The organism is Burkholderia catarinensis, assembly GCF_001883705.2.
Classification (GTDB): Bacteria; Pseudomonadota; Gammaproteobacteria; order Burkholderiales; family Burkholderiaceae; genus Burkholderia; species Burkholderia catarinensis.
In genome coordinates this window covers 23592-39606 of record NZ_MDEQ02000020.1, presented here as the reverse complement: position 1 = coordinate 39606, position 16015 = coordinate 23592, and the positions used below count along the sequence as shown (strand labels likewise).

The window sequence follows — 16015 nt, the reverse complement described above, 5'->3', positions numbered from 1 at the left end:
GGAAATTTCATGGCCATCGAAATCGTCGGCGTCGTGGGCGCCGGAACCATGGGCAACGGCATTGCGCAGACCGCCGCCGTTGCGGGACTCAACGTCGTGATGATCGACGTCAGCGACGCCGCGCTCGACAAGGGCATCGCGACGCTGAAAGGCAGCCTCGAGCGGCTCGTGTCGAAGGACAAGCTCGACGCGGCGACGCGCGACGCGGCGCTGGCGCGCATCACGACGTCGACCGACTACGCGAAGCTCGCGTCGGCCGACATCGTGATCGAAGCCGCGACCGAGAACGTCGAGCTGAAGGGCCGCATCCTGAAGCAGATCGAGGCCGTCGCGCGGCCCGACGCGATCATCGCGACCAACACGTCGTCGATCTCGATCACCGCGCTCGCGGCGCCGCTCGCTGATCCGTCGCGCTTCGTCGGCATGCACTTCTTCAACCCGGTGCCGCTGATGCCGCTCGTCGAGATCATCCGCGGGCTGCAGACGAGCGACGCGACCGCGTCGGCCGTGCGTGCGCTGACCGAGCGCTTCGACAAGTCGCCGATCGGCGTGCGCAATTCGCCGGGCTTCGTCGTGAACCGGATCCTCGTGCCGATGATCAACGAGGCGTTCTTCGTGCTGGCCGAAGGCATTGCGTCGGCCGAGGAGATCGACGCGGGGATGAAGCTCGGCGCGAACCACCCGATCGGGCCGCTCGCGCTGGCCGACCTCGTCGGCCTCGATGTGTGCCTCGCGGTGATGGATGTGTTCGCGAAGGACTTCGGCGATCCGAAGTATCGTGCGTGCCCGCTGCTGCGCGAGATGGTGACGGCGGGAAGGCTCGGGCGGAAGACGGGGCGCGGGGTGTACGACTACGCCTGATCCATCGGGGGAGATGAACTGACCGTCAATTCGGGCCGGCGCGCGGGATCGTGTGCCGGCTCGTGTACTGCTTCCCCGTCTCCTGCGTAGCTCATTGCATATCTTCATATGCCGCAACGCGACTGTTGCGCATTCGCGGGTTCCCGTGCCTCTTTCCCCCATATCGAGTGCTGAAGCGGCTCTTCGATATTGGCGGTTTCATTTGATTATCAACGGTCGTTCCATGGAAAGCGACGGGCCGATATGCCCGAATCGGGCCGCCGGCTCGGATCCCATAACCCCTGTTTCGATGTGAATGGCGACAAAAATTGTCGCTTGTTTCCCGGGAGTGCTTTATCCGGCCAGTGACGTCGATCTGTCTACGATCATTATTTGAACATCCCCGGGCGCGAGGCCTCTGGGCGGTCGATGGGTTGTGCTTGACAGCGCGGGCGATGCGGCGCAATGCCGGGCTGTATTGCAGGATTCGGAAAAATGCGGCGAATCATAAAAACCAGCTGTCGAAAATAAATTATTTAATAAGAAAAGCAAGCACTGAAAGCAATGTGTAATTAACGTCGTGAATGCCGATTTTATTGTATGACAATTGTTGACTGTCTTTCGGTGTTGGCTGTGCGAACATCTGCTGAAAATACCGAGCGAGACCAACCATGCGCCGCGCCATGCGCGATATTGAGATTCGGCACGTTCAACGGGGAACGGCCAAGCACGCGATTATTTTCGATCAAGCTTCGCTGACAAGCGAAGGGCACTCGCTTTGGGTCAAAGCAGTTGCATGGATCTTGACGGTCGTGATGTATTTCAGTCCGGCCGTGTTTCTCGCGGATCAAACCGCGCATGCCTCGCCGATCGTCGATCCGCGTGCACCCATCCCATTCCAGCCGTCCGTCACTCAGACGAGCACGGGTGTGCCTGCGATCAACATCCCCGGCGCCAACGCAAATGGAATCAGCGTTGGGCAGTACCAATCGTTCGATATCGATTCGCGCGGCGTCGTGCTCAATAACAGCACTGTGGCCGGCACGCCGCTGCTCGGCGGTACGCTCGGCGCCAACCCGAACCTGAACGGCCGGCCGGCGACGACCATCATCAACCAGGTCACGTCCAACAATATCGCGACGTTGAACGGGCCGCTCGAGGTGTTCGGTGCGCCGGCTGCGGTTATCGTAGCGGCGCCAGGCGGAATCTCCGTAAACGGCATGGCGCTGACAAACGTACCCGGTCTCACGCTGACGACGGGTACTCCGCAGTTTCTTACTGGCGTCGGCGGTACGGGGACCGATTTCGCGCACGCCGGTGCGGTGGCGTTCGACGTTCGCTCAGGCAACATCTCGATCGACGGTCCAGCAGGGGTAAATGGGCCCGGCGCCGGTATCGAAGGCACGGTCGGGAATATCGATCTCATCGGCCAAAGCGTCAGCATCAACGCACCGTTGCGCGCGGATCAGCGCGTCAACGTGGTAACGGGCAACCAGCTCGTCACGCCGACGTCCGGCGCGAGCGGCATCGCTTACGGTACATCCGCCAACGGCGCGACGAACACCGCCGCCGCGATCGGCAAGGCGATTGCCGTGGATGCGAACCAGTATGGTTCGGTGACGAGCGGCACGGTCTATATCGTGTCGACCGCGGCCGGCATGGGCGTGAATACGCAAGGTCCGCTGTCGGCTACGGCGGGCAACGTGGTCGTCAATGCGAACGGCGACGTGTCGGTCGGTCAAACGTTTGCCAATCAGAACGTCACCCTGACCAGCGCGGGCAATACGACGATCAGCGGTACCGGGCTCGCGAACCAGAACTACACGGTCAATGCGAACGGCGATATCAATGCACCGGGCTCAGTGTCGGCCGGGCAGAACGTCGCGATGACCGCGGGCGGCAATCTGAGTGCCGCATCTGTCGCGGCAAACGGCGCGGCGAATTTGACGGCCGGCCAGTCAATGTCGATCGGTTCGCTCTCGGCGCATGACGTTGCGTTGCAGGCGACGAACGGTAACCTGACTGTCGGTGGCCTGAGTGCACCGGGGACGATTTCGGCAAAGGCTGGACAAGACTTAACCGTCAACGGTGCTGTACAAGGTGGCAGCACGGTCGCCCTGACTGGCGGGCGAAATGCGACCGTCAATGGTTCTGTATCGGGCGTCGACAACACGTCGATTACTGCTTCGACGGGTTCGGCGCAAATCAATGGCGACGCAGTCAGCAACGCGGCGCTGTCGATCGCGGCCGGCCAGAGCGCAACAGTGAGCGGTACGGCGTCTGCGCAAGGGCCGCTCACGATCACGGCAACAGCAGGTGACGCGACCATTTCAGGGACCGCTGTGACGCCCGGCGTCCTGACGGTGCAATCCGGCGGCACGACCACGCTCGGTGGCCAGACGCAGGCGGCAACGGCGAACGTGTCCGGCGGCAGCGTGGCGGTCAATGGGGCGCTGACGACGACGGGCGACACAACGCTCGCGGCCACCAACGGCAACCTGACGGGCGCCGGTGCGATTGGTACGACGCAAGGCAATGTCAATCTGTCGGCGAGCCAAAACATTGCGTATAGCGGTGGCGTGCAAAGTGGCGGCGCGGTGACGGCCACGGCCGGTCAGGATGCGACGCTCGCGAACGTCTCTGCGCCGGGTGCGATTGCGATTACCGTTGGCCGCGACGCGACTGAAACAGGCAATCTGGCCGGCGGTAGCAGTGTGCAGATGACGGCCGGGCGGAATGCTACGGTCACCGGTTCGGTTGCGTCGGTCGGTGACGCGTCGATCAAGGCGCAATCCGGTTCTGCGACTGTGAATGGAAACGCGCAGTCGAACGGCGCGCTGACGATTTTGGCCGGCCAGAACACAGCGATCGGCGGTACCGCGCAGGCGCAGGGGCCGGTGTCGATCACGGCGCAAGGCGGCGCGATTTCGGGCCAGGGCAACGTCATGTCATCGCAGGGCGCCGTTAACTTGAATGCCGGGCAAGCGATTGATCTGAATGGCGCCGTGCAAAGTGGCAGCACGATCGACGCTGCGGCTGGCACGAATGCCAGTTTCGGTGGGACGGTGAGCGCGCCTGGCGCGGTCACGATTCACGCGGGGCAGAACTCGACCTTGGGCGGCAACGTCACGAGCGGCGGTAACCTGAGCGTGACCTCGGGCGGTAGCACGCAGGTGAACGGCGGCGCGGCGTCGGTCGGCAACATGACGCTCGCGGCGAATGGTGGAACCCTGAGCACGACTGGCAACGTTTCGTCGATGGGCGCCTTGAGCGCGACGGGGCAGCAGGGTGTGAGCCTGGGTGGTACCGTCTACGGTGGTGGCGATACGTTGATCGGATCGAGTGCAGGCGGCGTCTCGGTCGCTGGTACGGTTTCGACACCCGGCGCGCTGAACATCAATGCCGGACAGGACGCGACCGTTGCCGGCACCGTGCAGAGCGGCCAGAGCACAACGATTTCGGCGGGTCGCGATGCGAATCTGAAGGGCGGTCTGTCGGTCAGCAATGCCGGTAACGCGAGTGTGACGGCAGGCCGAGACGTGAACGGCACGGGTTCGATCAGCGTCGCGAACGATACGACACTGAAGGCCGGTAACAACATCAATGTCTCAGGGGACATTCAGACCGGCAACAACCTGTCGGCGACGGCGAGCAACAAACTGTCGGTCGGTGCGACGACTGCTGTAGGTGCCAGCACGCTGACCGCGACGAACGGCAGCGCGACGCTGACGGGTGATGCATTGTCGGGCGGGGCGACGACGATCGCGGCCGGTACGGACGTCAATACCCAAGGCAGCGTCAAGAGTCTTGGCGATCTGAGCATCAGCGCAAAGTCCGGCAACCTGACCGCGAACGGTTCGGTATCCACAGCGGGTAACGCGACCCTGAACGCAGGGCAGAACCTGACGCTGAACGGTCAGACCACGGCGTCGAAGGACGCGACGCTGGTCGGAAACAACATCACGACGCAGGGCGTGGCGGTGGGCGGAAATCTGACGGCCACGGCAACGAACAACCTCGATACCTCTGCCGGCCAGCTCAACGCACAGTTCGACGCGAGCGCGCCTGCGCTGTCGGTGAATGGCAATGCCACACTGAAAGGGACGAATGTCACGACCGCGAACGCAGTAGTCGGTGGCACGACGCAAATCACGGCATCGCAGAACCTGACCACGGGCGGCACCGCAGCGTTCAAGGGCGATGCGAGCTTGAGCGGCAACTCGATTTCGAACGTCGGCACGCAGATGGCTGGCGGCAATCTGAACGTCTCGGGTTTCAACGTCACGAACACGGGGAGCCTGTCGTCGCTGCAAACCGCAGCCGTCAACGCGACGAATCTGAACAACAGCGGTTCGATCTACGGCCCGGCCGCGAATATCAACGTCAGCAACGCGACGACCAATTCCGGTTCGTTGCTCGCGACGAACGCGCTGAACCTGACAACCGGCAGCTTGAGCAACTCCGGGCTGATCTTCGCCGGCGATGTCCAAAACCCAACGACCGCGACTGGCAACACCACGGTCACGGTCACTGGCGGTAACGGCTCTTTCAACAATGCAAACGGCAAAATTCTCGCGCAGAACATCGCGACGCTGAATCTGCCGAACCAGACGCTCGATCCGTCGGCTGGGGCCTTGGGGACGATCGACGGTACCAACGGCGTCAATCTTTCTGCGTTGTCGGTGAACAACTCGGGTACTTGGACGCTCCCGGCAAGGGCCGTGACAGTCACGGCCGCGCAAGGCATCACGAACGCAGGAACGATCAATCAAGGCACCGGTTCGCTGACGCTGAACAGCGCCGTTGGCAACACCGGCACGATCAACGGTAACGACCTGACGATCAATGGCTCCCTCGCCAACCAGTCGAGCGGCACGGTGGTAGCCAATGCCCTGACGTTGAACGGATCGGGAACGAATACCGGCACGGTGCAGGCGAACAACACGCTATCGATTTCGGGGACCAGCTACGACAATTCGAACGGTACGACCCAGGTCGGCACGAGCAATGGGCCGGCCGGCAGCGGCAATGCGACCATCACGTTATCGGGCGATCTCGGCAATGCCGGTGGGCATTTGACGGCCACGAACGACCTGTCGATCACGGCCAACAACGTCAACAACGCAGCGATATCGTCGAGCGCGGCCAGCACGACAACAACGAGGGTGGTGGATAACCCCGGTCTGTTGTGGTCGACCGTCATCGGAACGATCAATTACCAGTTCTTCTTCCCCGGCGCTGGCGATCACGTGCCGATGGAAAACATTCCGCTCACGCAGCAGGCAACGCTGGGCGATTTATTGTCTCCGGTCGGCGTGGCGATCACGCAAGCGCCGATCGCATCGACCGGCACGTTCACGATGGTGCAAGTGCCGGGAAGCGCATCGCAGGGACAACCTCCGTTGGGGAGTCTTGGCGCGGCCTACTGGTATGTGCAGTCCGCGAACGTACCGAATGCCGGTATCAGTCAGACCTTTACGTTGCCGACCGTGACCGAAACCACGACGACGGCGGGTGCCGTTTCCGGGCCGCCGTCGGTGATCGCGGCTGGCCACAATCTTTCGCTGAATGCTCAGACCCTTAATAATCAGGGCGGTACTGTCAGCGCTGGAAATGACGCGTCGCTGAACGTCCAGACGTTGAACAATGAGGCCCGTTCCTATACGTCGACGGTGACGGATACGGTCGACGCGACCGGGCTGAATACGTTGTTGTCGGGCTTGGCCGCGTTGAGCGGGGCATCAGCTAGTGGATTCCTGGGGCAAGGCGGCACGCCGATCGCGGTCTATCAAAGTGTTAACACGCATCCGGGAGAAATGGGGGGCGGTATTTATGGTACGGGGATTCATGCGTGCGATCTGAACAGCCATTGCTCGTACAACATCGGCATGCCGACGACGTTCACGATCAATGCGCCGTCGACGGTCACGATTCCGTCCGTGTCGCAGAGTACGACCGTGCAGGGCACTGCCGGTCAAGTGCTTGCAGGACATAACCTCAATGTGTCCGGCGGCAATCTGACCAACACCGGCACGCTCGCGGCTGGCAACGACGTCACGATTCAAGCGGCGAGCTTCACGAATCAGGGATCGAATGTCGGCTCGAAGTCGGTGACGGCCGGTTGTGCATCGGGCGTCTCGAATGCGGGTTGCACGTCGCTGCATACGACCAATCCGAACTCGGAGTTGTATAGCTATCAGCAGGCCAATAGCAACGTTACCGCGGGCCACGACATCGTCATCGCTGCCAATCAGGTCAGCAATACGTACGGAAATTTGGTTGCGAAGAACGATGTCGTCATCGGCGGCGCTGGCACGACCGCGACGAACCCGACGCAAGCCGCCAGCGTCACGAACACCTCGGCCGCGATCGAGGCGGGCAACAACGTGCAAATCAACGCGGCGAGCGTGACGAACACGATCGCCGCACCGGTCACGGTTCACCAGAACTACGGGTCGGCATCGCCCTACACCGGTTGCGGACAGAATTGCGAAGCGTATGTCGAGGTGCAGTCGGCCAGGCCGTCGACGATCACGGCCAACAACAATCTGTCGATCACGACGAGCGTGTTCAGCAACACCGGGAGTCTCGTCACGGCATTGAATACCGCGACGATTAATGCGACCCAAAGCGCATCGAGCGATAACCAGTACCTGCATGCGTACTGGACCGGCAATCCGCTCGGCACGCGGACGTGGGGTTGTCTGGGCATGGCGTCGACCTGTCAAAACCTGTATGGCGGTGCGTTCAACGCCGGAGACGCACAAGCCACTTCAGGCCTGCCGTCAAACGTCGGGCTGCCGGACTTCGTGCCCGGCACGATTCAGGCGGGCAACCTGAGCGTGCATTCGCCGACGCTGAACAACACCGGTAACGTGATAGGTCAATCGATCACGCTGACGGGCTCGCAGCTGGTCAACGGGATCACGAACCCGAACGTATTTACGCCGCCTCCGGTCGTCTCGGGGCAGGTCATTTCGCTGGCTCCGCCGACGCTGCCGAGCTCCGTCGCGAATGCAGTGAACAATGCCGGGCTGGTCACCGACCAAAATGGGCGTCCGACGTCGGTCACGGGCACGACGGGCTTGCCGGCCAATACCCCTATCGGGACGCAGACGGTCGGCCAGCCGGTCGCACCGGTGGTTACGGTCACGACTCGTCCGGTGGGCGCATCGCTTGGCTCGGCGGCTACGCCAATCGCTGGTACGCCGCTCAGCACGACCGTCGAGACGGTGACGGGCGAGACGGTCACGGCAACATATTTGACGAACAATCCGGCGGCTCAGGTCGTGAATTCGATCTCGTCGGCGTCGTTGGTTGCTGCATTGCCGGCCAATCTGCGGCCGAGCACTGTCCCGTTCTACTACGATCCGTATACCGAGAATCAGCAGATCGAGCAGGCTGCGTTGCAGGCAACCGGCAAGAGCAGCTTTTACAGCACGACGAGTGCGACTGACAGCACGGGCCAGGCGTCGATCAACAATCAGGACAAGACGGCGCTGTACGGCGCAGCGCTCGAATATGCGGAGAAAAACAATGTGTCGCTCGGCACGAAGCTGAGCGATGCGCAGCTCGCGCAGATCAACTCGCCGATGCTCTGGTATGTCGAGCAGTCCGTGCCGGAGCCGGGATGCAGCACGACCGGCGGCGCAGCCTGCCCGATGGTGCAGGCGTTGATGCCCGAGGTGCTGCTGCCGAAGAACTTTGCGGTGGTGAACGCTGATGGCGAAATCACGGGCACCAACGTCACGCTCAACTACGCCAACAGCATCCTGAACACCGGCACTGTCACGGCGCAGAACCTGACGGTCAACACGAATTCGCTGACCAACGAACAACGCTCGACGGATGTCGGGACGATTTATCAGAAAGGTCCGGAGGGCGTGACGCTGGAGACCACGGGCACCGTGGCGCAGCAAGGCGGCTTCATGTCCGCCGCCAACTACGATCTTCAAGTACAAAGCCTGAATCAGATCGGCGGAGCGCTCCAGAAAATCGGCGCGGACGGTGCCGTCGACACGGCTGGTACCCAAGCGATGCTGGCGAATCTGAAGGGGCAGCTCGGCGGCAACTTCACGCAACAGACCGTCACCGACCATCTCGATACCAAGGTTCTCGACGCCGACGCGTGGTACGACCAGCTCTTCATGACGGCAGTCATTACCGGCCTCTCGATCATGTCAGGGGTGGCGGCATCGGCGGCCGTTGGCGCGCTGGCTTCGGCAAGCGCGGGGACGACCTTTGCAGCGGCCGTGCCCGCGACTACGACGACGGCGGCGATTGGCGCGGGCACGGCGAACCTTGCCTTGTCGGCCGGGTTCGCCGGCATGATGAATAGCACGATGAGCCAACTGAATTCCGGCGGCTCGTTCAGTGTTGGGAAGATGCTGGAGACTGGCGGTGTCGCAGGACTGACGGCGGGACTGACGAACGGCATCACGTTCGATAACGGTAGCCTTGGCTGGTCGTGGAATGCCTCGCAGAACAGCCTGGCCGCGCTGGCGGGTGTGCAGTCGGTAGGAAATACGCTGGTGCCGCAGGCTGGTGCCGCATCGGGTTCGCTCCCGACGGCGATTGGTGCACTTGCAGCCGAGTCGGTGCTCCAGGCGACGGTTCAGACGACATTGCGAGGTGGCAGCTTCCTGACGAACCTGCGCGATAGCGCGGCGACGAACGCGGCGGCGTCGATTGCCTACACGATCGGCAATCTGAACCAAGACGGCACACTGACCGGTGCGGCGTATGTGGCGGCTCATGCAGCGCTTGGCTGTGCTGCAGGTGCGGCAACGGGGCAAGGGTGCGGCGGTGGTGCGATTGGTGGGGCTGTGTCGGCGATGACGGCGAATGCGATCGCGACTGCGGTAACCGGCGGGCAGGGCATCACCGACCAAGGGCAGCTTGCGGCGATTGTGACGGCGACGTCGCTACTTGGTGGCGCGGCGGCTGGCTTGCTGGGTCAGAACGCGCTGGCTGCGATGACGGCGGCTCAAAATGAGACGCAGAACAACACGTGTGCAGCGGGACATAACTGCGGTACGTTGAAAAGCGCAGCCGCAGATACAGGACGTGCTGTATGGAACACGGCAGTCGGAGCGGTTGAGGCAATTCCGAATCTGATCGGGAACGGCGTTTTGCCGGGTTACCCTGGCTACGTGCCGTTCCTGAGTGGTGCGATGCTTCCTTATGATGATCCAGACTATGGGAGTCTGGTGTCGCTGGTGGGAACGGTTGGGGCTGCGTCGCTGCTTGGAGGTTCGAGAGTAAGCAGTGCAACGGCGGATGGTACGGTGCCGGCGGCTGGTAGTATCAGGAATGTCAATCCAACCGGCGGTGACATGAACTGCGTCAACTGCGCAATAGCGACCGATGCTACGTTGCGCGGTAATCCAGCGAGTGCGCTGCCTGGTAGTCCGACGAGCATCCTTGTTCTTCAGAAGCAGTTCGGGAGTAGGTTCGCGCCGGCGACGACGAGCAGCATTGAGCAGTCGTTGCTTCAACAAGGCAATGGTGCGACTGGGATTGTGTACGGCTTTCCGCCTGCCGGATCAGATGTGGGGCACGTATTCAATGTTGTCAATCAGAATGGCACTATTAGATATCTCGATGGACAAACGGGTACTGTTGCAAACCCAGCAGGCTTTCCGAATTTGCTGTTTATGCCCGTGAAACCAATTGGTGCGAAATGACTGAAATTTCTCTAGCGGCCGCAATTGAGATTGCAGAGAGCTATCTCAACGAGTCAGTTCGTACCCCACATAATTCTATTGAAGATGATCGATGGGTCGTGTCGACGGAAAAAATCGTGGACTGCGGTGAATACTGGCTCTTCCATTATCAATCAGCCTTGTACTTGAGTACTGGTGACCCAGCTTATCTACTTGCGGGGAATATTCCTCTTAGAGTTTCCAAGGCGGGAGTGGTGTTGGGATTTGGTAAGCGCGAGTGAACATGTTCTTGATGCAAGAAATTGCATCGCGCAGTATTACTTAAGTGACAATTGACGGGTGGCTAAAGCGGCTGATGTTTGGAGTTCTGACATCAGGGGGCGGATTGCTTGCGCAGAGTGATAGTTAAAAATAGAAATGATTTCAGATGCGTTTGAAATTTACAGGATATTTAACCCGCTGTTTCAGATAGGATTCACGATCTTTATAAACCAAAGATCGCGCTTGTGCGGGGGGCTGGTTTTCCGAATTATTGTGCTTGTGTGGTCGGTATGGTTCGTCACGATTAATGGTGTTTAATATGATAAAAATTAATCGAAGTGCAGTGATTTGTTGTGCGCTCTTTCTGAGCGCATGCGCGTCTAAACCTCCAGTCGACTTCGATGTACAGAAAATGTCATCGATCAAGACGATTGCGGTCAATGTACCGAAGCCAACCACGTATTTTGCGGTCACCGCTGGCGGGCCAATAATCGTTCCGATTCCCGGCGTAGGACTGCTGGCTGCTGCTGTTGGCGGAGCAATAGCTGGCGGAACGGCAGCGGTATCGACCCGTACCAACAAGGATTTTGACAGCGTCGTCAAGAGTGAGCTTGGCGATACCGGGCTGAACCGCAAGTTCATTGACGCACTTGAGGCCGAACTGCGAGCACAAGGCTATCAGGTGAAGGAAGTCGAACTTGGGCAGGCTGGTTTGCCGCAAATTGCGGGCGATTGGTTCCACCCGGTTTTGAAAGGGGGCGCTTATACCGGTGCGGATGCAATCATGATTGCGCCAGTCATTACGGGATATGGTGCGAACGGGTTGGGTTGGCCATATGTTCGGTCGGTGAGCAGTCAAATTCGCATTTTTTTGGCTGGTACGTTCGACCCTATTTTCTCACAGAATATTTTCCTCCCGCCTCCCGCTTATATAAGCCCGAAATCCAGCAGGGGCGGCAGTAAAAATGCGGATCTGAATTCCAGCCAGGATGCCAAGGAATCGATCCCGTATACCTACCCGTTTTACGCTGATCTTCTGAAAGATTTGCCTCATGCAATTCAGGGGATTGACGAGGCGCTCATGGGCTTTGTGCCACAGTTTCACGCTGCGTTGCTGGCAGGGAAGGGCGTGTCTCAATCAACGAGTGTCAGTCAAAAATAACCCGTCGCGGGAACGACATGATGAAAATCGATGACATCGAGCGACTCACGCGCATCCAGCATCTTTTAGCATTGCTAGTGATGTCGTGTCCGGCCTGGCAGGGTGCTGCGCACGCCGCGACCATCGTTCCTGATGGCGGTACCGCGACATCCGTTTCGGTAGGCGCAAACGGCCGCCAAACCGTCAACGTCGCCCCCGCCATCGGCGGCGTGTCGAACAACACCTACTCGTCCTTCAACGTCTCGAAAGCCGGTGCCGACCTCAACAACGTCGGCATCAACGCGCGCACGATCGTCAACCAGGTCACGAGCACGAACCCGTCGCTGATCCAGGGCAACATCAACGTTCTCGGCCCGCGCGCGAATGTGATTCTGGCGAACCCGAACGGCATCACGGTAGATGGGGGGAGCTTCACGAACACGGGCCACGTCGTGTTGTCGACCGGCCAGGTCAGCTTCAACGATCTCACGATCGCACCGGGCGTTATCCAGCGCAACGTCTCGCTGACGACCAACCGAGGCGGTATCGCGATCGGCCCCGGCGGCCTGTCCGGCACGCTGGTCAACCTCGACCTGATCGCGAAGCAGCTCAGCATCAACGGCCCCGTCACCAACGATTTCACGAGTTCGACGAGCGGTATCCGCGCAATCGTTGGCGACAGCACCGCGAACTACGACACCAGCTTCTCGCCGTCCGACAACGGCCATGACTGGCTGATCGGCACGACGTCTCCCGGCACAAAAAGCAACGCCGTCGCGGTCGACATCACTGCAGCCGGCGGCCTTACCGCCGGTCGCGTCCAACTGATCGTCACCGACCAAGGCGCTGGTGTGCACAGCCTCGGCAAAGTCTATGCGAACGCCGGTGACGTCGTCGTCACGGCGAACGGCGACATCACGATCGCGGATGGTTCCGTGAAAGCGGAACGCGACGTCGCACTGACGACGCCCGGAACCGTTTCGCTGCAGGGCGCACAGGTCACCGCGGCGAACGATACAACCGTTCAGGCCGCCAACATCTCCCTGACCGACGACGCTACCGGCTCGACCACCCTGAGCGCGGGCAACACGGTTACGCTGACGAGCAGCGGTGCGATCGCCAGCACGGGCAGCCTGATTCAGGCGGGAGCGACGGCGAGCGACGGCACCACTACCGGTGGCGACGTGATCCTCAACGCCACCGGCGACATCACGAACCGGTCGAGCGCGAGCAACCTTGGGATTGTGTTTTCTGCAAACGGCCAGACGAAGCTGACCGCCGGCGGCAACATCATCAACGACAACGCCCGCATCCTGTCGAACGGCGCAGTGAGCCTCAACGCAGCCGGCGACGTGCAAAACACGATCGACCACACCAGCGGCACGAACGGAGGCCAGCCGACCGCCTACTCGGATCGCGGCGGCAGCTTCCTGTTCTTCACGCACACGACGAGCGGTTTCAACGTCGACTACGGCACCGTCAGCAACCCGGACCAGCTCGCCTATATCGCGGCCGTCCACGGTCCGGTGACGATCACGAGCCGCAACTTCACGAATACCGGCGGGATCGTCCAGTCGAACGACAGCGACGTCAACATCACCGCCCAGAACGCCTTCACCAACGCCGCCGTTTTCACCGGTCAGGCGAGCTATACGCGCAGCTGCTGGATCTTCTGCCACGCCGACGCGTCGAGCAACGTCACGCCATACGGCGGCACGATCCAGGCGGGCGGCAACATCGGCATCAAGGCCGGCACGGTCGCGCGCAACGTCGGCGGCAACGTCTTCGCGACCGGTGACATCAAGGTCGACGCCCCCGTGACCTACGCGCAGGGCGTGACCGGCTACTCGGCCATCAATCAGCACCGCGGCTTCAAGGCGTTCTTCGGCAGCACGTGGGCGCAGATCATTGCGATGGACATCGGCGGCGGGTTCACCGCGAACGGCAGCGTGACGCTGACCGGCGACGGCGTGATCGACGGCGGCTCGTTCAGCGGCGGGAAGGGCGTCACGGCGGCCGGTGGCATCACCACCGTGCGCGCGCCGTCGCGCACACCCGTCCAGATCGACCAGCATCTCGGCCTGACGACGTGGTGGTGGCGATAACGGATGACTTATCGAACAAAAAATCGACTCGGGCTGGCGGCCGTCGCCTTCCTTGCCTTCGTGATCGTCATCGCCGCCTCGAAGAGCGGCACGGCCGGCACGGCCGCATCAACGCTCGGGCACCTGCACGCACAACAACGATGAAAACACGCGTATTCCCCCGTCTGAAGCTGCCGCTGCTGGTCGCGAGCCTCGCTGCGCTCCATATGCCGGCGCATGCGCAAACCTCGCCCCCGGCCGGCCGTCCCGTGCAGGATCCGGCGCAACTGATCATCGAGCAGCAACGTGAACAGGCGCGCCAGCGCCAGCTCGAACAGCCGCCTGCATCGATCACGGTCGCGCCGACGACGGAGACGACGCTCGACGTTCCGCCGGACACGCCGGTCGATGCAATCAAGGAATCCGGGCCGACCTTCCCGGTCAACCGGATCGTGCTGCAAACGCCGGACGGCAAGCCGTTCGTTCCGCCCGGCGGCATTTCGAGCGCGAAGCTCGACGCCGTCGTCGTGCCGTTTGCGAATCACGATCTCGGCTCGCATCGCATCAACGTGATGCTCAAGCGGTTGACGGATGTGTTCGTCGAGGCCGGCTTCGCCACGACCCGCGCGTTGCTTGGCCCGCAGAATCTGGCGACGGGCACGCTGACGGTCACGATTCAGGTCGGCCGGATCGCCGGCTTCACGATCAACGGCGTGCCGATCCATCGACTGAAGCCGGGCGAGCGTTCGTCCGGCGGCGGCTGGTTCACGGACGCAGGCTACGAGAACGCGTTTCCGGCATCGCCCGGCGATCCGCTGCGCCTGTCGGACATCGACCAGGGCGTCGCGCAGATCAACCGCCTGCGCCGCAATCAGGCGACGGTCCAGATCCTCCCTGGCCAGAGCCCGGGCGAATCGATCGTCGACATCGGCAACAAACCGGGCGATCGCCTCTACTACACGCTCGGCGTCGACAACTACGGCAGCTCGGCTACCGGCGTAACGCGCTATCGCGCAGGCGTCGAGGCCGACAACCTGCTCGGCCTGCAGGAATCGCTGAGCCTGAATTTTCTCGACAGCCTCGACAGCAACGCGATCGTCGGTTCGTTCGCCGTGCCGTTCGGTCGCCATACGTTCAGCTATACGATTTCCGATTCGGAATATCAGCAGGTGATCGGCACGACCGCGCTCGAATACGGACGCACGCTTTCGCATATCTTCGGCTGGAATTATCTGGTCAGTCGCACCGTGAGCGACATCACCAGTGTCGACGCGACGGTGTCGTGGCGACGCACCGACCGAGAGGTCAACGGAATCGATCTCGATCCCCAGCGCGTCGCCGTGCTCCGCCTTGGCGGCAACTGGCTGCACAAGTTCGTGATGAACGACGCGCAAGGCAATTTCACGGTCAACGGCGGGCTGTCGCAGGGCCTGCCGTGGTTCGGCGCGAATCACGATCCGCACGGCATCACGCGCGACGAAGCGCACAGCCAGTTCACGAAGGTAGATGCGACCGCTGCGTTCACGCTGCCGTTGCCGAAGATTGGCCAAGCGCTGCTTGCATATCGAGGGGCATTGAGCGGCCAGTATACGAATATGGCGCTGTTCGGATCCGAGCAGCTGTACCTCGGTGGGATGGACACCGTGCGTGGTTTTCGTTCGGGCGAGATCGCCGGCGATCGTGGTTTCTACTCGCGCAACGAACTGGCGTGGGTGAACGCGCCGGCATGGAAGGACGGTCGAATCGAACCGTATGTGTTTGTCGACGCCGGTAAGGCAGGTCTGGTCTCGATACCAGGCTTCCCGACACTCGCCGGGGCGGGCGCCGGATTGCGGGCGCAATGGCAGTGGCACAAGCAGTTCCTTTCAGGCGAGGTTTTGGTCGGGCGTGCGCTGACACAGCCGGCTGCACTCGGACCGAAGGCGACGTTGGTGTTGGCGACGGTGAACTGGAACTACTGATCGGCTGTATCTGCTACCCAGAGGGCGCGCATTTGCGCAGGACGTCCTTGTGCGCTCATTTAT

6 protein-coding genes are annotated in these 16015 nt (G+C 61.5%); all 6 read left to right on the top strand.

Features of this window, described 5'->3' with window-relative positions; genetic code table 11:
* Nucleotides 1-9: 9 nt before the first annotated feature.
* The 6 genes from BFF94_RS27320 to BFF94_RS27295 all read left to right on the top strand — a co-directional run bounded on the left by BFF94_RS27320 (nucleotide 10) and on the right by BFF94_RS27295 (nucleotide 15952).
* Nucleotides 10-861, top strand: a complete 852-nt coding sequence (locus tag BFF94_RS27320) for a 3-hydroxybutyryl-CoA dehydrogenase (protein WP_128848662.1) — start codon at nucleotides 10-12, stop codon at nucleotides 859-861.
* Between the two features lie 650 nt (nucleotides 862-1511).
* A complete protein-coding gene (locus BFF94_RS27315; protein WP_128848665.1) occupies nucleotides 1512-10526 on the top strand; it encodes a two-partner secretion domain-containing protein in 9015 nt (3004 codons plus the stop codon).
* A complete protein-coding gene (locus BFF94_RS27310) occupies nucleotides 10523-10786 on the top strand; it encodes a YrhB domain-containing protein (protein WP_128848667.1) in 264 nt (87 codons plus the stop codon). Before BFF94_RS27315 ends, BFF94_RS27310 begins: the two co-directional genes overlap by 4 nt.
* A 392-nt stretch (nucleotides 10787-11178) precedes the next feature.
* Entirely contained in the window at nucleotides 11179-11928 is a 750-nt protein-coding gene (locus BFF94_RS27305) for a hypothetical protein (RefSeq protein ID WP_128848670.1), read from the top strand.
* 80 nt (nucleotides 11929-12008) lie between these two features.
* Nucleotides 12009-14012 carry a two-partner secretion domain-containing protein gene (locus BFF94_RS27300; protein ID WP_128848697.1) on the top strand — a complete coding sequence of 668 codons (2004 nt, stop codon included), beginning with the start codon at nucleotides 12009-12011 and terminating at the stop codon, nucleotides 14010-14012.
* A 206-nt stretch (nucleotides 14013-14218) separates the two neighbouring features.
* Nucleotides 14219-15952, top strand: a complete 1734-nt coding sequence (locus BFF94_RS27295; protein ID WP_128848699.1) for a ShlB/FhaC/HecB family hemolysin secretion/activation protein — start codon at nucleotides 14219-14221, stop codon at nucleotides 15950-15952.
* The last annotated feature ends 63 nt before the right edge of the window (nucleotides 15953-16015 follow it).

Coding starts and splice junctions, on each gene's coding strand:
- BFF94_RS27315 (WP_128848665.1), top strand. CDS start 1,512: ATGCGCCGCGCCATGCGCGATATTGAGATTCGGCACGTTCAACGGGGA.
- BFF94_RS27300 (WP_128848697.1), top strand. CDS start 12,009: ATGTCGTGTCCGGCCTGGCAGGGTGCTGCGCACGCCGCGACCATCGTT.
- BFF94_RS27320 (WP_128848662.1), top strand. CDS start 10: ATGGCCATCGAAATCGTCGGCGTCGTGGGCGCCGGAACCATGGGCAAC.
- BFF94_RS27295 (WP_128848699.1), top strand. CDS start 14,219: ATGCCGGCGCATGCGCAAACCTCGCCCCCGGCCGGCCGTCCCGTGCAG.
- BFF94_RS27310 (WP_128848667.1), top strand. CDS start 10,523: ATGACTGAAATTTCTCTAGCGGCCGCAATTGAGATTGCAGAGAGCTAT.
- BFF94_RS27305 (WP_128848670.1), top strand. CDS start 11,179: ATGTCATCGATCAAGACGATTGCGGTCAATGTACCGAAGCCAACCACG.